Origin of the sequence: Viridibacillus sp. FSL H8-0110, from assembly GCF_038003565.1 — a bacterium.
GTDB lineage: Bacteria > Bacillota > Bacilli > Bacillales_A > Planococcaceae > Viridibacillus > Viridibacillus arenosi.
This window is the reverse complement of sequence record NZ_JBBOPJ010000001.1, coordinates 3186099-3207382: the sequence shown is the minus strand read 5'-3', so window position 1 is coordinate 3207382 and position 21284 is coordinate 3186099. Positions and strand designations below refer to the sequence as shown.

Sequence of the window (21284 nt, the reverse complement as noted above, 5' to 3'; positions counted from 1 at the left end):
CATTTACTGTCGATTTAGTTCTAAATTTAGAAGGTTTCTTCTTAAATTGTCATGCAGAAGGATAACGCAAAACAAATGTGGAATATGCTTGTGAAAAGGAGGTATGACTATGCAACAACTAATTCAACTGACAGTGGATGGCATTGCCGTTATTCGTTTACAAGGTGATTTAGACCATCACGCTGCAAACCGTATTCGAGAAGACATTTCACAAGCAATATACCAAGGTAGCGTTCACGCAATTGTTTGGAACTTAGGTGACCTACAGTTTATGGATAGCGCTGGCATTGGTTTAATTTTAGGAAGAATGCGTGATTTAGCGCCAATCAATGGACAAACAGTCATCTTAAATCCGTCTGCTACAATGCAGAAAATATTCCAGTTTTCAGGATTGTCCAAATATATTTGGCAAGGTACAGAAGATGAAGTAATTCGAACTTTAGGGGGGATTTTGAATGGATAATGAAATGACTTTATCGTTTTTAGCGGTCAGTGAAAATGAAGCACTAGCGCGTATGGCGATGACGAGTTTCATGACAGTGCTAGATCCAACGATTGAGGAATTGTCTGAGGTAAAAACTGTCATTTCAGAAGCGGTTACAAATGCAATTATTCATGGCTATGAGGAAAATCGCACAGGCATTGTAACTGTTTATGCTACTCGTGTTGATAGAGAAGTAACAGTGACGATTTCAGATCAAGGATGTGGAATTGAAGACGTACAGCAAGCAATGGAACCTTTATATACGACAAAGCAACAAATGGATCGCTCTGGCATGGGCTTTACAATTATGGAAAGCTTCACGGATCAGTTATCTGTTAAGTCCGAACGCGGGAAAGGGACAACGGTCACCTTCAAGAAGCAATTTCAACCAGTAGGTTCACCGTTTGCCGCTAGGTGAGAAAATGACATCTAAACCACAAGCCTCTTCCATATTACTGACACAGGAGAAAATGCGAGAACTCATACTGCAGTCTCAAGCTGGCGATGCAAACGCTAGAAAGGAGATGGTAGAGGGGAATACGCGCCTTGTTTGGTCAATCGTACAGCGTTTTGCTTCACGCGGGGCAGATTTAGAGGATCTTTTTCAAATAGGCTGTATTGGCTTAATGAAGTCGATTGACAAATTTGATCTGTCATACCAAGTGAAATTTTCAACGTACGCAGTACCTATGATAATTGGTGAAATTCAACGTTTTTTAAGAGATGACGGTATGGTTAAAGTAAGCCGATCTATTAGAGAGCTTAACTATAAAATTCGGCATGCCACAGATGATTTTCTTAAAATCAATGAAAGACCCCCTACGATGAAGGAATTGGCCGATTTGTTGGAAGTCACAACTGATGAAATAGCAATGGCTTCGGATGCTCTAAGGGACCCTGCATCACTACATGAACAATTATTTGAAAGTGATGGTGATCCAATTACGTTAATGGACCAAATGAGAGATGCTACCTCTGAAAGGCCGTTTGAGCATATACCACTTCGAGATATTTTAACAAGACTTGGTAAAAGGGAACAATCTGTTATTTATTTACGCTATTACTTAGATTGTACTCAAAGTGAAATTGCTGAAAGACTTGGCATTTCACAAGTACAAGTATCGCGACTAGAAAAACGAATCTTATCACAGTTGAAAATTTGGCTAGCACCAGGTCAATTGAAAGGATTAGAAAAGGCGGCAAAAAAATGACTGAAGAACAAAAACCTATTTTCGCAAGTATAGAAGAAGCAGAAAAGTTTATGATTTCAAAATTCGGTGAAAGCGAAAGCTTTGATATAGGAATGAAACATTTGCATTTATACAAAATGCCGGTGTTCTCTATTTATATTAATGGGCTCGTTGATAGTGCCAACTTCACAGAAATTCTTGTCAATATTCAACCGACTCAAGAGGTGGAAGGATATACACCTGAAACTGAGCCGGAATTTTTCCAATTTTGCTTCCCGTATTTTGCTTGGGAGCCGATGACGAATCAGGAACAGCTATTAACTGCGATATTAGGGGGCCAGGTGGCGTTTATAACTCCATCTGGCTATGCTTTTATAGCGGATTTAAGGGCTTATCCTGGTAGACAACCTGAGGAACCTGATAATGAAAAAGTTATTAGGGGGTCACGTGATGGATTTACAGAAAATATTGTACAAAATTCAGGGCTTATAAGAAGGCGAATTCGAGATGCATCCTTGCGGTTTGAATTGCATCAAATCTCTGATAAAGGCAAGACAGATACAGCAATCGTATTTATGAAGGGTATTGCCAATGAGGACCATCTCAATTATATACGCCAGCGTATGAAGAAAATCCATCATGATGGTTTAACAATGGCGGATAAATCAATAGAGGAATGGTTATTTAAACAAGGTTTCCATCCACTACCTTTTGTACGCTACACTGAGCGACCTGATATTACCGCCGCTCATTTATTGGAAGGTCATATCGCGATAATTGTCGATACGTCACCTTCAATTATTTTAGTACCCGTAACATTTTTTCATCATTTACAACATGCAGAGGAATATCGTCAGGCCCCTTTTATTGGAACAGCTGTCCGCTTCTTACGCTTCTTCGGGACTTTTTTAAGCCTCATAGTATTACCTTTTTGGTATTTATTAATCAAGCATCATGAATTGATTCCTACGTTTTTAGATTTCGTCGGAATAGATAAGAAGTCCGCCATACCGATATTACTCCAAATATTAATAGCAGATGCAGGGATAGAATACTTGCGGCTTGCCTCCATTCATACACCAACTCCACTTTCCACTGCGATGGGATTAATTGCAGGTGTTATTATCGGGAATATTGCAATTGATGTTGGACTTTTTTCACCTGAAGTTGTGTTATATACAGCAATTACTGCCATTTTCACATTTGTAATTCCTTCGTATGAATTGAGTATCACCATTAAAGTATTTAGGATCTTTTTGTTACTCATAACCGCATGGCTCGGAGTTAATGGATTCTTCCTAGGTATATTAGGGCTTTTCTTATATATTTGTTCGTTACGACCAATGAAAGTACCTTATATGTGGCCAGTTGTTCCGTTCTTCCCACAAGCTTTTTTACGTATATTCATACGATTCCCTATGACGAGCGATGCTTTAAGACCGTATATTGTTGGTGCAAAACAGCGAAAACGTTCATGATATGCCATTGCATACATTTCTCTTTCTATGATAAAGTTCAATTAGTTATAGAAAAATTCCGTGAATTCTTTTGGGTGATACGGATAAAGGGAGAGATTTGATGCATTTATATGGTACTCAAAACGTAACTGAAAATGGTCATTTAACAATTGGACAAGTAGACGCTATTGATTTAACAAAAACATATGGTACACCTTTATTCGTTTACGATACAGCCCTTTTTCGAGAGCGAGCGCAAGGATTTATTAATACTTTTAAAAATGCAGGGGTGCAAGCACAAGTTGCTTATGCTAGTAAGGCGTTTTCAAGCGTTGCAATCTATCAATTAGCGGCTGAAGAAGGACTATCAGTCGATGTTGTTTCTGGTGGGGAGCTTTATACCGCTTTAAAAGCAGGTTTCCCAAGTGAACGCATCCATTTCCATGGTAATAATAAAAGCTACGATGAATTAAATCTTGCTTTCGATTCGAAAATTGGATGTATTGTAATTGATAATTTTGATGAAATTGATGCCTTGAAACAACTATCTGAAGCACGTCAACAAAAAATGCACGTCCTAATCCGTGTAACTCCAGGAGTAGAGGCACATACGCATGACTTTATAACAACAGGTCAAGCAGATTCTAAATTTGGTTTTGACTTAAATAATGGACAAGCGGACCGTGCATTTATGCTATTGCAAAATCACCCATATTTAGAATTACAAGGAATGCATTGTCATATTGGCTCACAAATCTTCGATACAGCGGCTTTCAGCTTAGCAGCAAAAAAAATAAGTGATAAAATGGGCGAATGGTATAAAGAATCCGGCTTCATTAGCCAAGTATTAAATTTAGGTGGAGGATTCGGAATTCGTTATACAGAAGAGGACACACCACTTCAACCAGCAGTTTATGTAGATGATATGATCAAAGCAGTACAACAAGAGATGGCTGTTTTTTCAATGCCGATGCCTGAAATTTGGATTGAACCAGGTCGTTCGCTAGTTGGAGACGCTGGTACAACACTTTATACAGTCGGTTCTCAAAAAGAAGTTCCTAATACGAGGAATTATCTTGCGGTTGATGGTGGGATGTCTGATAATATACGTCCAGCTCTTTACGACGCAAAATACGAGGGTGTCATTGCCAATAAAATGAATGACGAATTAGTTAACACATATACGATTGCTGGTAAGTTATGCGAGTCTGGTGATAAACTGATTGAGGATATCAAGTTGCCAAAAGCAGAATCAGGGGATATTTTGGCTGTGTTCTGTACAGGTGCGTATGGTTATTCAATGGCGAGTAACTATAATCGTATTCCAAGGCCTGCTGTCGTTTTTGCGGAAAAAGGCGCACATCAATTAGTTGTAAAGCGCGAAAGTTATGAAGATCTTGTGAAGCTTGACCTTCCTCTAACGATTGGGAAGGAGGTAAATCGTTAATTGAAGAAAAGTAATATTTTATTACTTCTGTTATTCCTAATATTAACAACAGCATGGGGCGTTATTTATTGGCTTTATATTGCTCCATCAAATATAGGTAAATAATGTGAATCTATTTGCGTAATTTTTGCTTTTCGTGTAGGATGTTGAAAGATACTTAAAGGCAAAAAGAGGGATCATATAAATGTTATGTCGTTATAAGAAAGCATTCGAAAAAATTGCGATGGGGCTCTTGTCTTTTATGCCAGATCAAAAAGATCTGAAATTACTACAAGAAACGATTCGACAATACGATACAGATCCAAACTGGCAACTGTTTTTATGGAAACAAGAGGACGACTTTATTGGTTTAGTTGGCGTAGAGATTGCTGATGACGAATGGATTGTTAGACATATATCGGTTGACCCTTCACATAGAGGTGAGGGACTCGGTAAAGAGATGGTTAAACAGCTTTCTAAAATGGATATGGATTGTGTGATCGCAGCTTGTGATCAAACTGCACCGTTCATACAGAAATGTAAAGCGATGCTAGAAGAAGCAGACAAAGAAATTTAATGTCTGCTTCTTCTTTTTTCGTCTCTCGCCAGGAGAATATCCGAGCGGTCACGTAGCATATGCTTATGTTGTAGGTAATGAGCATCTGTTTCTTTCAATAAGGCAATTGATGTGAAAACTTGGTTCTCTAGGGTTACTGAGGTAATTGGTAGAATAAATTTTTGGAAAGGCTCTTTTTTTTCTACTGCATGTTGAATTTTCTGCATAGAGTGTAAAATTGCAATACCGTCCACTTCTTCCATAAATGAAGAATTGACGGACTGCTCTAAAGTAATATATGCTTTTTTTAAGATTGTTTTGGCTCCACTAAAATTTTCTCGGCGCCAATGGTATAGGCCGGTTGCTAGTTGAATCCATCCTGTTAAGGGGTGAGTTTTATCTCTTGGAGCTATTTCTTTCCAATACTCCTCTAACACTTCGTGACATTCAAAGTAATCTTGATTGCCATTGAAATATGTTAGAAACTGGACAAATAATGGGTGGTACATCGGATGCATTTCGAACACCATTCCTCTATACTGTATTTTGAACATAAACTGTCAGGTGGTTGACTATGTCATATGAAGTAAAACTCGAGGCCTTTGAAGGACCTCTCGATCTATTATTACATTTAATTCATCGCTTGGAAATTGATATATATGATATTCCAATGGCGGAGCTTACGGCTCAGTATATGGAGCATATTCGTGCAATGCAAGTACTTGAATTGAATGAAGCAAGTGAATATTTAGTTATGGCGGCATCTTTACTAGCGATTAAGAGTAAAATGCTCTTACCAATCCATGAAGGGGAGTTAGATGAAACGGAATTCGACATGGATGAGCCCGATCCACGTGAAGAGCTCGTTGCCCGATTAATTGAATATAGAAAATTTAAAGATGCCGCAGTGAATTTAAAAGACTTAGAGTCGTCTCGTGCGCAATATTTTACAAGACCGCCAGCGGATCTTTCAGCATTCGCTCCAGCAGAGCAATTAGCATTATTTGAAACGTCTGTGAATGTGTTTGATATGGTCGGTGCTTTTCAAAAAATGCTTAGACGAAAACATCTAAAAGCGCCATTAACGACTAAAATTACTAGGCACGATGTTTCCATAAAGGATCAAATGAAAACTATGATGGGTGTGCTAAAATTAGCAGGTGGACGCTCAAGCTTTTTCGATCTATTCCCTTATGAAGATAAATCAACTTTGGTTATTACATTTTTATCATTACTAGAATTGATGAAACGCCAAATAATAGCAGTAGAGCAGAATAATAACTTTGAAGATTTAACGGTAATATTACGGAAGGAAGATTTGAACGATGAACAACTTGAATCAATTGATGAGCAAAATTGAAAGCTTACTTTTCGTAATTGGTGAAGATGGTTTAACTATCAGACAACTAAGTTTCTTAACAGAGGAGCAAGAAGAGAAGGTAGCACAAGCTTTGGAACAATTAGCTCATCATTACAACACAGAAGAAGGGCGTGGCATTACACTGAAAGAATTAGCTGGTACCTACCAGCTTACTTCAAAACCTGCCCTTGCAGATACGATTCAGCGACTTGTTGAAAACCCGCCTAGTCAATCATTATCACAAGCCTCACTAGAAGTCCTTGCCATTGTTGCATACAAACAACCCATTACTAGAGTAGAAATTGAAGATTTACGTGGTGTAAAAAGTGAACGACCGCTACATACTTTAAGCTCAAAAGGTTTAGTACAGGAAGTAGGTCGAGCTGAAGGAACTGGCCGAGCAATATTATATGGCACAACAAAGGAGTTCTTAAACTACTTTGGCTTGAAAGATTTAAACGAATTACCAGATTTACCTATGGGTGAAACTGATTCATCTAATGAAAACCCAGATTTATTCATGTCTAAGTTCCAAGAAGCTTTCCAAGATTCAGATTCAGAATAGAAGAAAGGTGTGGGCGATTGCTTCGCCGATATATAATCGGATTATTGATGGTAGTTTTACTACTAATTACTACGACGCCTAGTTCTGCTGCATCAAGTTCATATGCAGTCATTGATGCAGAGACAGGGAGATTACTAGCGGGGTCTAACGAAAATGTACCCTTACCAATTGCTAGTTTGACGAAAATGTGGACTGCGCTTGTTGCAATAGAGAATTTGGATTTAAAAACACCAGTTACCATTTCTCAAAGAGCAGCAACGAGTGAAGGGTCTTCCATTTATTTAACTGCTGGAGAAGAGACAACATTAGAAACATTACTCTATGGACTATTGTTACGTTCAGGTAATGATGCAGCTGCGGCAATAGCAGAAGCTGCAGGTGGATCTCTAGAAGGTTTTTCTAAAATGATGAATGATACCGCACTCTTTTATGGTTTGGAAAATACGCATTTTGAAAATCCGTCAGGACTCCACAATGAAAAGCACTTAGCTTCTGCATATGACACAGCTCAAATGTTACGAATTGCCATGAAAAATGAAAAATTTGAGAAGATAGCTTCTACAAAATATTTTAAAGGTACTACAGGGAACGGGACACTATGGGAAAATAAGCATAAGCTCGTTCGTAATAACAAATTTGCGATAGCTGGTAAAACAGGCTATACAAAAGTAGCAGGACGAACACTTGCTACTTATTTTGAAAAAGATGGAAAAAAGGTAATTGTAGTAACGATCAATGAGGGTAATGATTGGGTTGTCCATAGTAATTTTGCTGATTACGTGTTTAAACATTATACGAATGAAGTAATAGCAAAAGAAGGTACGTATTCTGTACAATCAGATATTAATATTAAATTAACAGAGCCACAGCACTTACTTCTGACGAAGAAAGAAGTAAAAAAGGTAAAACATATCTTACAGTTACCTAGGTCCAAAACTAAAGACTCGATAGGTAGATGGTCATTTTATATAGATGACCAACCAGTTAAGGATGCTATTGTTGATGTACAGTGGAAATAAATGGTTGAGTAGAGAAAAGGCTGCTTATATTAGCAGCCTTTTTCGATTTTATATAAAAAAGTGATATAAAAAGCAGATAAACTGTTTACAAACATATTAGTTAAGGACTTAATTAAGGTACTAATACTTTTCTTATAGTAGAAAGTGTGCCATAATTTTGGACAGGCTAATAGTATTTAACTTATGAGGTGAACGAATGGAAAGACTACAAAAAGTAATAGCGTATGCAGGTATTGCATCACGTAGAAAAGCAGAAGAAATGATTAAGCAAGGCTTAGTTAAAGTCAATGGACAGGTAGTTAGAGAGCTTGGCACAAAAGTCTCTCCTTCTGATTCAGTAGAAGTAGAAGGAGTTAAATTAGAAAAAGAACGTAAAGTATATCATCTTCTATATAAACCAAGAGGTATTATTTCAGCTGTAACAGACGATAAAGGTCGTAAAACAGTAACAGATTTATTCCCCGAAGTTGAACAACGCATTTTCCCTGTTGGTCGTTTAGATTATGAAACTTCAGGCTTGCTACTTTTAACAAATGATGGTGAATTTTCTTACCAACTTACACATCCAAAATTCAAAATTGATAAAACATATGTAGCACGTGTAAAAGGAATTCCTACAAGAGAAGCATTAAGACAATTAGAGCGTGGCGTTATGCTTGAGGATGGAAAGACTGCACCAGCACGCGTGAGACTAATGTCTTCAGATAGCAAATCAGGCAAGGCGATTGTAGCAATAACAATTCATGAAGGCCGTAATCGTCAAGTGCGCCGCATGTTTGAAGCAGTAGGTTACCCAGTACAAAAATTAAAACGTGAACAGTTTGCTTTTTTAACATTGCATGGATTGAATGCAGGCGAGTCAAGAGAATTGACACATCATGAAGTGAAACAATTAAGAGTATTAGCTGAGACAGGTAAGATAGGTTAAACCTAATGTATGTCAATAACCGTTAACATTCCAAAATAGGTACAAGGCGTTTAGTTAGTATTTTCTAGACGTCTTAACCAATTTTACATAGCATAAAACAACACGAGGCAACCTACAAAAAAATGATATAAAAACACTATGCTCAGAATGGAAACGTTCACAAACACTTCAAATATTCAAAATTTCGTCATTCAAAACTTTGCTATAATTAGGTAGATTGTTTCGGATGTTTTTTAGGAGGTCTACTTCGAGTATGGATAAAAAGAAAAAGAGATTTTATGTAAGAACGCTGATTTTAGCAATTCTTGTAGTAGCAATTGGTTATACCATATATACAACAGCTACGAAGGATGAAGTTCGATTATTAAAAGTTGGGGCAGAAGCACCAGATTTTTCTCTAGTGGATTTAAATGGTCAAACACATCGCTTATCTGATTATAAAGGTAAGGGTGTCATGTTGAATTTCTGGGGTACTTGGTGTAAACCTTGTAAAAAAGAAATGCCAGCAATGAACAATCAGTATAAGGTGTTTAAAGACCAAGGTATAGAAGTATTATCTATTAACCAAGCACAAACAGTTTTTGAAGTAGAAAATTTCATTTCTGACTTCGATTTAAAATTCCCAGTTGTAATCGATAAAACAAAAAGTGTCACAAGGGCTTATAATGTAAATAACTTACCAGCTTCTATATTTATTGATCCAACAGGTAAAGTTGTTCGAGTACATGAAGGCGAATTGACAGAAGAAATGTTAGCTGAATTCTTTTCAAGTATCAAGCCAGAGTAAGGAGTTCTAGAAGATGAAAAAAATTATTTGTGAATGCGGTCACGAGAACCCAGAAGGCACAACTTTATGCGAGAAATGTGGTAGCCCACTTACTGAAGAAGAAAAGAGCAGAAAATTAGCAGATATGCGTTATGAAGGAACCGCGATTCGTTCAAAAACGTATAACACAACGATTATTGATAAAATTTGGAACTTCTTTTCAAGTGTAAAAGTTGGAGTTGCAATTATTATTATCACGTTAGTTGCCGCGGGCATTGGTACATTTCTACCTCAAGTGATTTATGTATCTCTTACAGAATATCAAGACGCTGCTGCTGCATATAAAGCTGCTTATGGTACTTTCGGATCGATTTACTATAAATTAGGATTAGCAGATATTTATAGTTCATGGTGGTTCCAGACGTTAATCGGTATGCTTGGTATTTCGATTATTGTTGCCAGTCTTGACCGAGGAATTCCACTATACAAATCTCTAAAAAATCAACGAGTAAAACGTCATGAAAACTTCTTGAAACGACAACGTATTTTTGCTTCTGGTGAAATGTCATCAGAAGAAGCTGATAAAGCATTTGATCTAACAGAAGCGAAAATGAAAGAAATGAAATACAATGTTCGTCGTGAAGATGGCGCGTTATTAGCTGAAAAAGGTCGTTTTGCTAGATGGGGTCCATATATCAACCATGTTGGTTTAATCATTTTCCTATTTGGTGTTATGCTTCGCTTAATGCCAGGTTTTTACATTGATAAAACACTTTGGATCCGTGAAGGCGAAACAATGGCTATTCCAGGAATGGAAGGCTTTTATTTAGAAAGTAAAAAATTCACTTTTGAAACGTATTCAAAAGATGAACAAAAAGAAGAATTTAATGAATCTAAAAAAGCGGTCAACGCTGTTGCGAAAAACTATCAAACAGATGTTAAGTTATATAAAGCACCAGAAGACTCAGTTCCTGGTGATACATCTAATTTAACTCTAGTGAAAGAAATGCCGATAATCGTAAATAAGCCGTTGAAATATGATGGTTATGCACTTTATCAAATGGATTTCCGCTTGAATGAGTTAAAGACGATGCACTTTGATTTAATTGATAAAAAGTCGGAGAAATCCCTAGGATCAGTAGCAATTGATTTAACTAATCCTGAAAAAGAATATAAAGTTGGAAAAGATAGTAAAGTTGTCTTGAAAAAATACTTCCCAGACTTTGCAGGTTTTGAAGACGGAGAACCACAAACAGCTTCACCATTACCAAATAATCCAGCATTTATTTTTGATATGTATACACCTGAAACACCAAAAGGCGAAACAAGCTTTGTAGCTATTAAACAAACACTTGAGCCATTAGGTGAAACTAAGTATAAAATGAAATTTAGTGCTGTTGATACACGTAACGTATCAGGCTTAACAGTCCGTAAAGATAAAACACTTATGATACTAATGTTAGGTGGCATAATCTTTATGTTAGGTGTCACAATCGGTTCTTATTGGAGCCACCGTCGCTTATGGCTATTAAAAACAAAAGATGGTCGTTTATTAATGGCATCGCATACAAACAAAAACTGGTTCAGTATGAAAAAAGATTTGGATGCAGTTACGGAGTACGCTCATCTTCCGGTTTATGTAGATCAACATGATGAAGATCAAAAAGCAGAGGATGCTGAGAAGAAATTGAAAGACAAAGAAAAGGAAGGTGACAACATCTAATGAGTTTAATTGACTTAAGCGGAAATCTACTATTTGTAGCGTTCGTCGCATACCTAATAGCTACTTTACTTTTTGGTGGTGCAGTCAAAGGTGGTTCAAAAGACGAATCAGCTGATGCAGGAAAAAAATGGGGTTCATTAGCGATTATCATTACGCTAGTTGGCTTCATAGCAAATCTTGGTTATTTCATTACTAGATGGGTGTATGCTGGACATGCACCTGTTAGTAATATGTTTGAATTCACGACAGCATTCGGCATGTTCGTTGTAGGAGCATTTATCTTAATTTACTTTATCTATAAAGTGCCGGCACTTGGACTCTTTGCCTTACCTATCGCAATTATTATTATTGCTTACGCTAGTATGTTCCCTCGTGAAGTAAACCCATTAATTCCAGCGTTAAAAAGTTACTGGTTATATATTCACGTAATTACAGCAGCAATTGGAGAATCTATTCTAGCAATAAGTGCTGTTGCAGGTTTAATTTACTTACTAAAAAATATTGACTTAACAAAAAAATCTAAACAAAGTTTCTGGATAGAAGTTGTTATGTACGCCTTAGTACTAGTACTAGGTTTCGTAGCAGTTACAACGACATTTAACGTAACAGGCTATGAAGCGGAATTTAGCTACGTAGATAAAGATGGTAATACTAAAGAAATTACGTATAACACACCGGCGCTGTTCGGGATGCATCAATCTGAATTATTAACCGCAGATAAAATGCAACCAATTGCAGACGTACCAGCAATTGTTAATGCGAAAAAATTGACAACAGTAGTTTGGTCAATCCTAATTGGTACGCTTTTATACGGTTTAATTCGTTTAATCATTCGTAAACCAATTGCGGTTATTATGCAACCGTTCGCAAAACGTGCAAACTCACAATTGATGGATGAAATTGGTTATCGTTCGGTATTAATTGGCTTCCCAGTATTTACGCTTGGTGCATTAATCTTCGCGATGATTTGGGCACAAGAAGCATGGTCTCGTTTCTGGGGCTGGGATCCTAAAGAGGTTTGGGCACTTATCACATGGTTATTCTATGCAGCATTCTTACACTTACGCCTTTCAAAAGGATGGCAAGGTGGGAAGTCAGCTTGGTTAGCAGTAATTGGTTTTGTTATCATTATGTTCAACCTAGTTGCTGTTAATTTAATCATAGCAGGTCTTCACTCTTACGCTGGTTAATAATCAGCTTGGGATTGTTGAAAAGCTAAAGCCTTTTCCTTTATAGGGAAGGGCTTTTCTTTTCATTTCGATAGGCTGATTGTACAATAGACATATAGATGGTTTTGGGAGGAATAGTTGTGAATGAACAAATTTCAATTTTAGTAGTAGACGATGAGGATAGAATCCGCCGTTTGTTAAGAATGTATTTAGAACGTGAAGGGTATGTAGTAGAAGAAGCTGAAGACGGAGAAGAAGCAGTGGAAAAGGCATTAGCAAATGAGTACCATTGTATTCTCCTTGATATAATGATGCCTGAAAAAGATGGCTTACAAGTATGTGAAGAAATTCGTGATAAAAAAACAACGCCAATTATTCTATTAACGGCAAAAGGTGAAGAGGCAAACCGAGTATCAGGTTTCGAACTAGGAGCTGATGACTATATTGTAAAACCATTTAGCCCACGTGAAGTGGTTTTACGTGTAAAAGCTATTTTACGTCGTTCTGCAGCATTCTCACCAATTACAACAACTTCTGCATCAAAAGATTTAGTTGTCTTCCCACATTTAACAATCGATCATGACGCACACCGAGTTTCTGCTGATGGTGTAGAAGTCAATTTAACACCAAAAGAATACGAATTATTGTACTTTTTAGCAAAATCACCAGATAAAGTATTCGACAGAGAGCAATTATTAAAAGAAGTATGGCATTATGATTTTTTTGGAGATTTACGTACAGTTGATACACATGTGAAACGTTTACGTGAAAAACTAAACCGTGTTTCTGAAAATGCGGCAAAAATGATTGTAACGGTATGGGGCGTTGGCTATAAATTTGAGGTAGTCAATGAATAGAATGTGGAACAGCGTTGTCGGGAAGCTATGGGTAACCATATTGCTTCTCGTTTCTTTTGTATTGTTTGTTTTCACTGTACTAATGCTCGAATTTTTATCAAACTACCATACTAAACAAACAGAGTCCTCATTACGTCAAGAAGCTTCCACAATTGCTCGTATTATCAATGACCGTGAAACAACGGACTCTACAAAGGCTATTATTTCAGATGTTCTGAGTGATGAAACAAATGCATTAATCGCCGAGAAACCAGGTAAAGTTTCTTTTTCATTACAAGAGGGACTTAATCAAGAGGGAATTAAACAACAAATTCTTAATGAAAAAGCATTTGATAAAGTATTTACATCGAATGCACCAGTTGTAAAAGAAATGATGCTTCCTTCAACAACGAAAAAAGAACATATGGAGTCTTACATCGTTTTAGCTTTTCCTATAGATGTTGAAAGCGAACTACACGGAGCCATATTTATTTATCAAAGCCCAGACGCTATACATAGGACGACAGAAGAAACGACTAAAATTGTCTTTCTAGCGGCGGCAATTGCTTTGATGTTGACAACTTTCTTTGCGTTTTTCTTATCAACTCGAATTACGTCTCCTCTTCGTAAAATGAGAGAAGCAGCATTTGAATTAGCAAAAGGTAATTTTGAAACAAAAGTACCTGTTTTACAAAATGATGAAATTGGTCAATTAGCGACTGCTTTCAATCAAATGGGCAAACAACTTAAACACCACTTAGAAGTAATTAACCAAGAGAAAGAACAGCTATCAAGTATATTGACATCGATGACAGACGCAGTAATTACGTTTAATCGTGACCGTACCATTTTGGTCAGCAATCCACCTGCGGAACTTTTACTACAAAAATGGTTTATCAATAAGAGTGCCAATAGTGATAAACCTATTCCTGCTGAAATTTATCATATGCTTGACCACGTTTTAGACTTGGAAGAAGAGCTGGAAGTAGAGCTTGAAATTGAAAGATCCTATTATGCGATTTCAATTAGCCCGTTATATAGTGGAAATTCCGTGCGCGGTGCAGTAGCTGTGTTACGAGATAAAACGGAAGAGCATCGTTTAGATAAATTACGTTCAGACTTTATAGCGAATGTCTCACATGAATTACGAACTCCAATAGCGATGCTTCAAGGCTATAGTGAAGCGATTATGGATGATGTCGTCTCAAGTGAAGAAGAACGTAAAGAAATGATTAAAATCATCTATGATGAGTCGCAACGAATGGGGCGTTTAGTCACAGACTTGCTTGACTTAGCTCGTATGGAATCAGGACATATGCGTTTATATAAAGATTCTGTTCCAATATCACCTGTTATTGAAAGAATTACGCAAAAATTTGTTCAAGTAGCAAAAGAGAAACACGTAAATCTGACATTTAATACAACAATCGAAGATACACTTCACTTAGAAATGGATGAAGACCGTATAGAACAAGTATTAACAAACTTAATTGACAATGCCATACGTCATACACTAGTCGAAGGAAGTGTAGAAGTTATTGTAGACCGTCAGCTATCCTTTGCACGCATTCAAGTAAAAGATAACGGTGCAGGGATACCTGCCGATGATTTGCAGTATGTATTTGAGCGTTTCTATAAAGCTGATAAAGCTAGAACACGTGGTAAGGGTGGGACTGGTCTAGGTCTTGCCATTGCCAAAAATATTGTTGAAGCACATAAGGGTAGAATTACAGTGGAAAGTGAAGTTGATAAAGGAACTACATTCACATTCTATTTACCAATTGAAAAAATGTAAATTAAATGTAAAACACGGATTGTAAGTTAGAAGACTTTACAATTCGTGTTTTTTTGCATATAGTTATAGTGTATTACAATTAAATTATGGTTCATCTTCGGGGCAGGGTGAAATTCCCGATCGGCGGTATTAGAGAACTAAGCAATACTCTTGAGCCCGCGAGCCGCAAGGCAGGATTTGGTTAAATTCCAAAGCCGACAGTATAGTCTGGATGGGAGAAGGTGAAGGTACGGTCGTCTTTCAATTTGAGTATCAATAAGACGCTTATTTGACTATGCCTAAATTCTCCCTTAAGTACACTATGTGCTTAAGGGTATTTTTTTGCATAGCAACAACGACTATACCTTTCCTCTTTTTGAAGTGGATCTACAAAAGGAGAGAAAAGTATTATGAAGAACATGAAGTTGCAGAAGAGGATTGCAATTGCAATGTTAAGTAGTATTTCTTTTGTTTTAATGCTATTTAACTTCCCTCTACCACCGTTTCCGGCATTTTTGGAAGTGGACTTTAGTGATGTGCCAGCCTTAATCGCAGCAATCACCATGGGGCCACTAGCAGGTATTCTAGTTGAGTTATTTAAGAACGTGTTAGATTGGATTTTCTCAGGGAGTCCTACAGGTATGCCAGTTGGCCATATTGCAAACTTTACAACAGGTGTATTATTTATCATGCCGGTATATTTTGTTTATAAACGACTTTCAAGTACAAAGGGCCTAACTACTGGGTTTGTCATTGGTACACTATCGATGGCAGTAGGTATGAGTTTACTGAACTATGTACTATTCTTACCTATGTATACGTACTTTTTAAATGTCCCAGCTACAACTGGAACAGCATTAACGAAAATGATTGTACTAGGTGTTTTACCTTTTAATATTATAAAAGGATTCATTGTCATGATTATATTCATGCTATTGTTTAATAGCATGAAAAAATGGATTGAAAAACAACGAATGCATTATTTAAATTAAACCTTCAGCCGATGTTTGTAAAAAGACATCGGCTTTTATAATTGAATAAAACGTTGAATGAATGTATAATACTGTTAATAAATAGAATATTCAGTACATTGAGTAAGATAATGATGTAAAAACGAGAATATATAACTTGTGATTTTACAATGTTATATAATTTATTCGATATATCGAGATTAACTTCCATAAAAGAAAGGATGTATGTGAATGGCTGAACGAAAATTATTAAGCTCCTTTTTTACATCAATAATTGCCTTTTTTACATTACCTTTATTATTTATGCAAACAGATGAACATTTTCTACACAGTGCATTTGCATTAACCGTATATGTCGTTCCAATTATTTTTACATACGGTTTATTAGCTTCGTATATAGCAGATCGAATAGCAGAGCGTAAAATGAATGTGAGAGGTTACTCTCTACTATTGCATATGGCTTTCGGAACAGGAATTGTCATTCCGATTACAGTTGCATATTACTCACAAGGTGGAGTTTGGTCACTTCAAATAATAACAGCTGCTACTGCTGGCTTCATTTTAGGAAGCGTTTTCTTTTTCGTAGATTTAATGTTACGTAAAGTTGCTATTCGTATGACGCAATATTCTTATGAAGAGCAGAATATTTGAATTTAACATCAATTAGCAATGAGGCCCTATATCTCATTGCTTTTTTTATGATAACAATAAAGTGAAAAAAAGCTAAAGAAACAGGATTACTAATAGCTGTAGGAAGAAAAAGAAGTGCCGATATAAATTGTTCGGTTATACTTTGAGAGCATATTTTGACAACAATAATCAATTTATGCTCTTATCATTATCTATTCATTAATTCTTTTAATAACACGTTGTAACTTTATTATCCGCTCACGTATCATTATATTTTCAAGGGAAAAGGTGGGAAAAGAATTTAGTGATTCTCTTACATTTATATTAAACAAAGAAAAGAAAAAAACCTGAGCATAACGCTCAGGCTTTCATCATTCTTTATGAGTTAAGGTCATTATGAAACTTACTATTAAAATTAATATAATTGAACCAAGTAAAGCTGGTAGGATATAGAAATCGCTTAAGGCTGGTCCCCATTGACCAAATAAATTACCACCTATCCAAGCTCCAATAATACCTGCAATAATATTGCCAATAATTCCTCCGGGGATGTCTTTACCTATAATTAGGCTTGCTAACCACCCCAAAATTCCTCCAATAATCAAAAACCAAATAAAACTAAACATATGTAAACCTCCCTATAATCTTAAGGTACTAATTCCCTGTAGACTAAATATGAAACCTGTAAAAGCCAATTAATACTGTGGTGTAAATTTGAGCAAGTGATAAAGAATTACTATATTCAAATGTAGCACTGTGTAATAAAGTGAAATTAGGCCTCCTTGGATTAGAATATGCTAAAGAGCGGTAGCTACGCTATATTATTTAATTAACAACCCTGTTTCCATTATTCCTTCAAAAGTCCCTCAATCGTCTCCCAACACAAAACAGAATAATGATGTATAATGATAGAGGTGCTCTTTTTGAAAAGTACTATTAAACAACAAATGCAAGAATAATGCTATACATTAAAACCCTATAACTATATCTTGCAAATATACTCGATAGGTGGAAACAACATTGAATTACCGCGTTTTACTTTATTACTTTTACACAACGATTGAAGACCCAGAGGCATTTGCTGTAGAGCATTTAGCATACTGTAAATCAATTGAGTTAAAAGGTCGTATTTTAGTCGCTTCAGAAGGTATTAATGGAACAGTCTCAGGAACTGTGGAACAAACAGATGCTTACATGGCTCATATGAAAGCTGATCCTCGCTTTGACGGTATCGTTTTCAAAATTGATGAATCAGAGCAACATGCTTTCAAGAAAATGCATGTACGTCCAAGACCTGAACTTGTAAATTTAAGCCTAGAAGACGATGTTAACCCGCATGAAATTACAGGTAATTACTTAGAGCCAGCAGAATTCTTAGAGAAGATGCAAGAAGAGAATACAGTAATCGTTGATGCACGTAATACGTACGAATTTGATGTAGGCCACTTCAAAGGCGCGATTCGCCCAGATATCGAAACGTTCCGCGATTTACCAGACTGGATTCGCGACAACAAAGAACTACTAGAAGGTAAGCAAATTTTAACTTACTGTACGGGTGGAATTCGTTGCGAAAAATTCTCAGGTTGGTTAAAACGTGAAGGTTTTGAAGATGTGAGTCAATTACACGGTGGTATCGTTACTTACGGAAAAGACCCTGTAGCTAAAGGTCAGCTTTGGGACGGTCAATGTTACGTTTTCGACGAACGTTTAACTGTACCCGTGAATCAAGTAGAGCATGTAATCGTAGGTCGTGATCATTTTGATGGCGAACCTTGTGAACGTTATATTAATTGTTCAAACCCTGAATGTAACAAGCAAATTATCGCTTCAAAAGAAAATGAAGATAAGCATTTAGGTGGCTGTACTCATGAATGTCGTGTACATCCTCGTAATCGCTATATCCCTCGTAATGGTTTAACTGAGGTTGAAGTAAAAGAACGTTTAGCACAAATTGGCGAAGTAATCGCTTAAACAAATTTATAGAAGGCTGCCATATGTCGGGATCTCCCGTACACTGGCAGCCTTTTATCCGTTTAATATGCCAAAAAAGCAGAAAGGAATTTACTATGCCGACTTTAAAAGGAACAATTATTATTCAAAAAATGAAAGGACCCAATATCCTTTACATAGATAAAACTGCGCTCGCAAAATACTTTATTGATTTTGATGGGGAAGACGTACAAATGAACCTACATTTGCAAAAGTCTCAATTACAAGAATATAGAGGTACAGCTGAAATCTTCTGCTTTGAAGGAAAAGATGGTTATGGTGGCATTAAATTTGCCAATGATTTTTATATAGATGATCATGACATCTTGGAATTATTAGAAGAACATGAAGGAGAAATAGTTGAACTAGCAGTTGAGTTAGAATAATAGATATTATTGAAGTTAAATCTATCTTTATACCAAAGTAAAAGCAGCAAAAGGGCCTATTTATGCTCTTTTGATGCTTTTTTTCGTGCCTCAAAGAAATCCAGTATGAATTTTTGAAATTGCTTTGCAGCAGGGGATAAATAGCGCCCCTCTGCCCAGGCCATGCCAATAATACGTTCACATTTCACATCACTGATATGAATTTTAGCAATTTTCCTAGGATTAATTTCCTCACCGTCCGGTAACAATGAAAAGCCAAGTCCATTTGCTACAAACCCTGCAACAGTCCCTACCTCATCACCTACAAAAGTGATTTTAGGTGTAATTCCGACCTTCTCAAAAATTTCATCAACCGTAATACGTAAAGCGTACCCTTTTTTTAACAAAATAAATGATTCATCAGCTAGTTCTTTAAGTGTAATACTCTTCTTCATAGCTAGTGGGTGATAAATCGGCACAATCAGATACAACTCATCTCTCCATAATTCAGTCCATTGGATAGGTTTTTCGACTTCCATCGCTGCTAGCAAAGATAAATCAAGCTCGCCTGATTTTAGTTGTTTTAATTGTGTATGTGTATGATTTTGAATAAGTTGAAAATGGATATCAGGGAATTCTTTGCGGAATAGCCGTATTAAATCAGGTACTACATTTGTACCTAGTGTATGTAAAAAGCCAAGTGAAACTTCACCTTGATTTGGGTCGACGAGCTCTTGAATCTCATGTAAACCATCCTGATATTCCTGCATAATATTATTTACACGTTTTAAAAACATAGCGCCGTAACGATTTAAAATAATAGAACGTCCTTGTCTTTCAAATAATGGTACTCCTAACTCATCTTCAAGTCGTGCAATAGAGCGACTAAGTGCAGGTTGTGATATAGATAAAAGCTCAGCTGCGCGGGTCATATGTTGAATGTTAGCTAGTTTTTGGAAGTATTCGAGTTGTTGCCATTCCATGAAAAGACCACCTTTTTTATAGTGAATCAATTGATACCTTTTATGCATGATAATGATAAGAATTATAAATTATACATTATTAATCGTCAATGTTAATATGAGGTAGACATAAAATAGACACAACAAAAATATTGACATTTTTAAGGGGATATTTTATTGCGAAAGTCTGTTTTTAAATAGAAATGAAAACATTTCTAATACTCTATAGAGTTTTTAAAGAAAATTAAATTAAATATGTTTTACATAAACGGAATGGCGAAAGCCAAAAATTAATTACTTGTCGATTACAAAGGAGATAGTCAAAATGAAACTAGTCGCACCTAAATCTTTTACACTTGAAGGAGGAAGTAAAGCAGTATTATTACTTCATGGCTTTACAGGAAGTACAAAGGATGTAAAAAGATTAGGAAAATATTTGCAAGATCGAGGATATACAGTTCATGCACCGATGTATAAAGGTCATGGTGGATCACCTGAAGAATTACTTGAAACAGGTCCTGAAGACTGGTGGAATGATGTTGTTGCAGGCTATAACCATTTAAAAGACCAAGGGTACGAAGATATTGCAGTAGTTGGTATTTCACTTGGTGCAGTATTCTCATTACGCGTAGGTGAAGAGTTCCCAGTAAAAGGCGTAGTATCAATGTGTGCACCAATCAAACGTGAAAATACTGATGGGCTTTTTGATCGCCTATATGACTATGCTAAAATATATAAATCATTTGAAGGTAAAACAAGAGAACAAATCATTGCTGAACTTGAAAGTTTAAAAGCAACGCCAAAAGGCTCTTTAAATGATATTCAAAAAATCACAGAAGAAACTTGTGAAGACTTACATGAAATTACAGCACCGACATTAGTTATGCAAGGTGCTCTAGATGCGCCGATTTACCAAGAAAGTGCACCTTTTATCTATGAACAAGTTGATGCTGAAGAAAAAGATATCATCTGGTATAAAGAATCAGGACACATCATTACAACAGGTAAAGAACGCGATAAAGTGTGTGAAGATGTAACGGATTTCCTTGATCAAATTGATTGGTCTATCGCCAACTAATAATTTCTAACCTAAGAGAAGTACTCGAGTTATTAT

The 21284-nt window shown here is 36.4% G+C and carries 23 protein-coding genes and 1 riboswitch; of the genes, 20 read left to right on the top strand and 3 right to left on the bottom strand.

Annotation, left to right across the window (positions count from 1 at the left end):
* Window positions 1-109 precede the first annotated feature (109 nt).
* From MHH98_RS16070 to MHH98_RS16045, 6 genes are all read left to right on the top strand, one after another.
* Complete coding sequence (locus MHH98_RS16070) at window positions 110-463, top strand: STAS domain-containing protein (protein ID WP_053417375.1); 354 nt, start codon at window positions 110-112, stop codon at window positions 461-463.
* Window positions 456-902, top strand: coding sequence for an anti-sigma F factor (gene spoIIAB / locus MHH98_RS16065; RefSeq protein ID WP_038190956.1), 447 nt, complete (start codon window positions 456-458; stop codon window positions 900-902). The genes MHH98_RS16070 and spoIIAB overlap by 8 nt, the downstream gene beginning before the upstream one ends.
* A 4-nt stretch (window positions 903-906) precedes the next feature.
* A complete protein-coding gene (locus tag MHH98_RS16060; protein ID WP_038191206.1) occupies window positions 907-1695 on the top strand; it encodes a SigF/SigG family RNA polymerase sporulation sigma factor in 789 nt (262 codons plus the stop codon).
* Window positions 1692-3152, top strand: coding sequence for a spore germination protein (locus MHH98_RS16055; RefSeq protein WP_038190953.1), 1461 nt, complete (start codon window positions 1692-1694; stop codon window positions 3150-3152). Before MHH98_RS16060 ends, MHH98_RS16055 begins: the two co-directional genes overlap by 4 nt.
* 100 nt (window positions 3153-3252) lie before the next feature.
* Window positions 3253-4578, top strand: a complete 1326-nt coding sequence (lysA, locus tag MHH98_RS16050; RefSeq protein WP_038190941.1) for a diaminopimelate decarboxylase — start codon at window positions 3253-3255, stop codon at window positions 4576-4578.
* 184 nt (window positions 4579-4762) lie between these two features.
* Window positions 4763-5134, top strand: a complete 372-nt coding sequence (locus tag MHH98_RS16045; protein WP_038190938.1) for a GNAT family N-acetyltransferase — start codon at window positions 4763-4765, stop codon at window positions 5132-5134.
* On the opposite strand, the gene MHH98_RS16040 is transcribed toward MHH98_RS16045, so the two are convergent.
* Window positions 5131-5631 carry a DUF309 domain-containing protein gene (locus MHH98_RS16040; protein ID WP_038191205.1) on the bottom strand — a complete coding sequence of 167 codons (501 nt, stop codon included), beginning with the start codon at window positions 5629-5631 and terminating at the stop codon, window positions 5131-5133. The two genes, MHH98_RS16045 and MHH98_RS16040, sit on opposite strands and share 4 nt — an antisense overlap.
* 56 nt (window positions 5632-5687) lie before the next feature.
* On the opposite strand from MHH98_RS16040, the gene MHH98_RS16035 reads away from it, so the two are divergent.
* From MHH98_RS16035 to MHH98_RS15985, 11 genes are all read left to right on the top strand, one after another.
* Window positions 5688-6473, top strand: coding sequence for a segregation/condensation protein A (locus MHH98_RS16035; RefSeq protein WP_038190937.1), 786 nt, complete (start codon window positions 5688-5690; stop codon window positions 6471-6473).
* A complete protein-coding gene (gene scpB / locus MHH98_RS16030; RefSeq protein ID WP_038190934.1) occupies window positions 6439-7038 on the top strand; it encodes an SMC-Scp complex subunit ScpB in 600 nt (199 codons plus the stop codon). Before MHH98_RS16035 ends, scpB begins: the two co-directional genes overlap by 35 nt.
* Window positions 7039-7055: 17 nt before the next feature.
* Entirely contained in the window at window positions 7056-8057 is a 1002-nt protein-coding gene (locus tag MHH98_RS16025) for a D-alanyl-D-alanine carboxypeptidase family protein (protein ID WP_235175779.1), read from the top strand.
* Window positions 8058-8253: 196 nt separating this feature from the next.
* Window positions 8254-8985, top strand: coding sequence for a pseudouridine synthase (locus MHH98_RS16020; protein WP_038190931.1), 732 nt, complete (start codon window positions 8254-8256; stop codon window positions 8983-8985).
* A gap of 253 nt (window positions 8986-9238) precedes the next feature.
* Window positions 9239-9772, top strand: a complete 534-nt coding sequence (gene resA, locus MHH98_RS16015; protein ID WP_038190928.1) for a thiol-disulfide oxidoreductase ResA — start codon at window positions 9239-9241, stop codon at window positions 9770-9772.
* A gap of 13 nt (window positions 9773-9785) precedes the next feature.
* On the top strand, window positions 9786-11474 hold the full coding sequence (locus MHH98_RS16010) for a cytochrome c biogenesis protein ResB (RefSeq protein WP_038190925.1): 1689 nt from the start codon (window positions 9786-9788) through the stop codon (window positions 11472-11474).
* Window positions 11474-12664 (top strand): c-type cytochrome biogenesis protein CcsB, encoded by a 1191-nt coding sequence (gene ccsB / locus MHH98_RS16005; protein WP_038190921.1) that lies wholly within the window; start codon window positions 11474-11476, stop codon window positions 12662-12664. Before MHH98_RS16010 ends, ccsB begins: the two co-directional genes overlap by 1 nt.
* A gap of 119 nt (window positions 12665-12783) precedes the next feature.
* On the top strand, window positions 12784-13500 hold the full coding sequence (locus tag MHH98_RS16000; protein WP_038190918.1) for a response regulator transcription factor: 717 nt from the start codon (window positions 12784-12786) through the stop codon (window positions 13498-13500).
* A complete protein-coding gene (locus MHH98_RS15995; RefSeq protein WP_038190915.1) occupies window positions 13493-15274 on the top strand; it encodes an ATP-binding protein in 1782 nt (593 codons plus the stop codon). The genes MHH98_RS16000 and MHH98_RS15995 overlap by 8 nt, the downstream gene beginning before the upstream one ends.
* Before the next feature lie 89 nt (window positions 15275-15363).
* Window positions 15364-15501, top strand: a riboswitch (FMN riboswitch).
* A 162-nt stretch (window positions 15502-15663) separates the two neighbouring features.
* Window positions 15664-16245, top strand: a complete 582-nt coding sequence (locus MHH98_RS15990) for an ECF transporter S component (RefSeq protein ID WP_038190912.1) — start codon at window positions 15664-15666, stop codon at window positions 16243-16245.
* Window positions 16246-16455: 210 nt separating this feature from the next.
* Window positions 16456-16875, top strand: coding sequence for a hypothetical protein (locus tag MHH98_RS15985; protein WP_038190910.1), 420 nt, complete (start codon window positions 16456-16458; stop codon window positions 16873-16875).
* Window positions 16876-17225: 350 nt separating this feature from the next.
* Here the strand turns inward: MHH98_RS15985 and MHH98_RS15980 are convergent, their stop codons facing one another.
* Complete coding sequence (locus MHH98_RS15980; protein ID WP_038190907.1) at window positions 17226-17480, bottom strand: GlsB/YeaQ/YmgE family stress response membrane protein; 255 nt, start codon at window positions 17478-17480, stop codon at window positions 17226-17228.
* A 382-nt stretch (window positions 17481-17862) separates the two neighbouring features.
* Between MHH98_RS15980 and trhO the strand changes: the two genes are divergently transcribed.
* Together trhO and MHH98_RS15970 are read left to right on the top strand one after the other, a co-directional pair.
* Window positions 17863-18825: an oxygen-dependent tRNA uridine(34) hydroxylase TrhO gene (trhO, locus tag MHH98_RS15975; RefSeq protein ID WP_038190904.1), complete on the top strand. Its 963-nt coding sequence runs from the start codon at window positions 17863-17865 to the stop codon at window positions 18823-18825.
* Window positions 18826-18920: 95 nt separating this feature from the next.
* Window positions 18921-19229, top strand: coding sequence for a hypothetical protein (locus MHH98_RS15970; protein ID WP_076065222.1), 309 nt, complete (start codon window positions 18921-18923; stop codon window positions 19227-19229).
* 56 nt (window positions 19230-19285) lie between these two features.
* On the opposite strand, the gene MHH98_RS15965 is transcribed toward MHH98_RS15970, so the two are convergent.
* Window positions 19286-20191 (bottom strand): LysR family transcriptional regulator, encoded by a 906-nt coding sequence (locus tag MHH98_RS15965; RefSeq protein WP_038190898.1) that lies wholly within the window; start codon window positions 20189-20191, stop codon window positions 19286-19288.
* 304 nt (window positions 20192-20495) lie between these two features.
* Between MHH98_RS15965 and MHH98_RS15960 the strand changes: the two genes are divergently transcribed.
* The gene (locus MHH98_RS15960; protein WP_038190897.1) at window positions 20496-21248 is read left to right on the top strand and encodes an alpha/beta hydrolase; all 753 of its coding nucleotides are present in this window, start codon (window positions 20496-20498) and stop codon (window positions 21246-21248) included.
* Window positions 21249-21284 lie beyond the last annotated feature (36 nt).

What these genes read in the sequence shown, in the direction of transcription:
- spoIIAB (WP_038190956.1), top strand. Translation starts at nt 456, where the DNA reads ATGGATAATGAAATGACTTTATCGTTTTTAGCGGTCAGTGAAAATGAA.
- MHH98_RS15960 (WP_038190897.1), top strand. Translation starts at nt 20,496, where the DNA reads ATGAAACTAGTCGCACCTAAATCTTTTACACTTGAAGGAGGAAGTAAA.
- MHH98_RS16045 (WP_038190938.1), top strand. Translation starts at nt 4,763, where the DNA reads ATGTTATGTCGTTATAAGAAAGCATTCGAAAAAATTGCGATGGGGCTC.
- MHH98_RS16035 (WP_038190937.1), top strand. Translation starts at nt 5,688, where the DNA reads ATGTCATATGAAGTAAAACTCGAGGCCTTTGAAGGACCTCTCGATCTA.
- resA (WP_038190928.1), top strand. Translation starts at nt 9,239, where the DNA reads ATGGATAAAAAGAAAAAGAGATTTTATGTAAGAACGCTGATTTTAGCA.
- MHH98_RS16055 (WP_038190953.1), top strand. Translation starts at nt 1,692, where the DNA reads ATGACTGAAGAACAAAAACCTATTTTCGCAAGTATAGAAGAAGCAGAA.
- MHH98_RS16020 (WP_038190931.1), top strand. Translation starts at nt 8,254, where the DNA reads ATGGAAAGACTACAAAAAGTAATAGCGTATGCAGGTATTGCATCACGT.
- MHH98_RS15970 (WP_076065222.1), top strand. Translation starts at nt 18,921, where the DNA reads ATGCCGACTTTAAAAGGAACAATTATTATTCAAAAAATGAAAGGACCC.
- MHH98_RS15995 (WP_038190915.1), top strand. Translation starts at nt 13,493, where the DNA reads ATGAATAGAATGTGGAACAGCGTTGTCGGGAAGCTATGGGTAACCATA.
- MHH98_RS15965 (WP_038190898.1), bottom strand. Translation starts at nt 20,191, where the DNA reads ATGGAATGGCAACAACTCGAATACTTCCAAAAACTAGCTAACATTCAA.
- scpB (WP_038190934.1), top strand. Translation starts at nt 6,439, where the DNA reads ATGAACAACTTGAATCAATTGATGAGCAAAATTGAAAGCTTACTTTTC.
- lysA (WP_038190941.1), top strand. Translation starts at nt 3,253, where the DNA reads ATGCATTTATATGGTACTCAAAACGTAACTGAAAATGGTCATTTAACA.
- MHH98_RS15985 (WP_038190910.1), top strand. Translation starts at nt 16,456, where the DNA reads ATGGCTGAACGAAAATTATTAAGCTCCTTTTTTACATCAATAATTGCC.
- MHH98_RS15990 (WP_038190912.1), top strand. Translation starts at nt 15,664, where the DNA reads ATGAAGAACATGAAGTTGCAGAAGAGGATTGCAATTGCAATGTTAAGT.
- MHH98_RS16060 (WP_038191206.1), top strand. Translation starts at nt 907, where the DNA reads ATGACATCTAAACCACAAGCCTCTTCCATATTACTGACACAGGAGAAA.
- MHH98_RS16010 (WP_038190925.1), top strand. Translation starts at nt 9,786, where the DNA reads ATGAAAAAAATTATTTGTGAATGCGGTCACGAGAACCCAGAAGGCACA.
- ccsB (WP_038190921.1), top strand. Translation starts at nt 11,474, where the DNA reads ATGAGTTTAATTGACTTAAGCGGAAATCTACTATTTGTAGCGTTCGTC.
- MHH98_RS16070 (WP_053417375.1), top strand. Translation starts at nt 110, where the DNA reads ATGCAACAACTAATTCAACTGACAGTGGATGGCATTGCCGTTATTCGT.
- MHH98_RS15980 (WP_038190907.1), bottom strand. Translation starts at nt 17,480, where the DNA reads ATGTTTAGTTTTATTTGGTTTTTGATTATTGGAGGAATTTTGGGGTGG.
- MHH98_RS16040 (WP_038191205.1), bottom strand. Translation starts at nt 5,631, where the DNA reads ATGCATCCGATGTACCACCCATTATTTGTCCAGTTTCTAACATATTTC.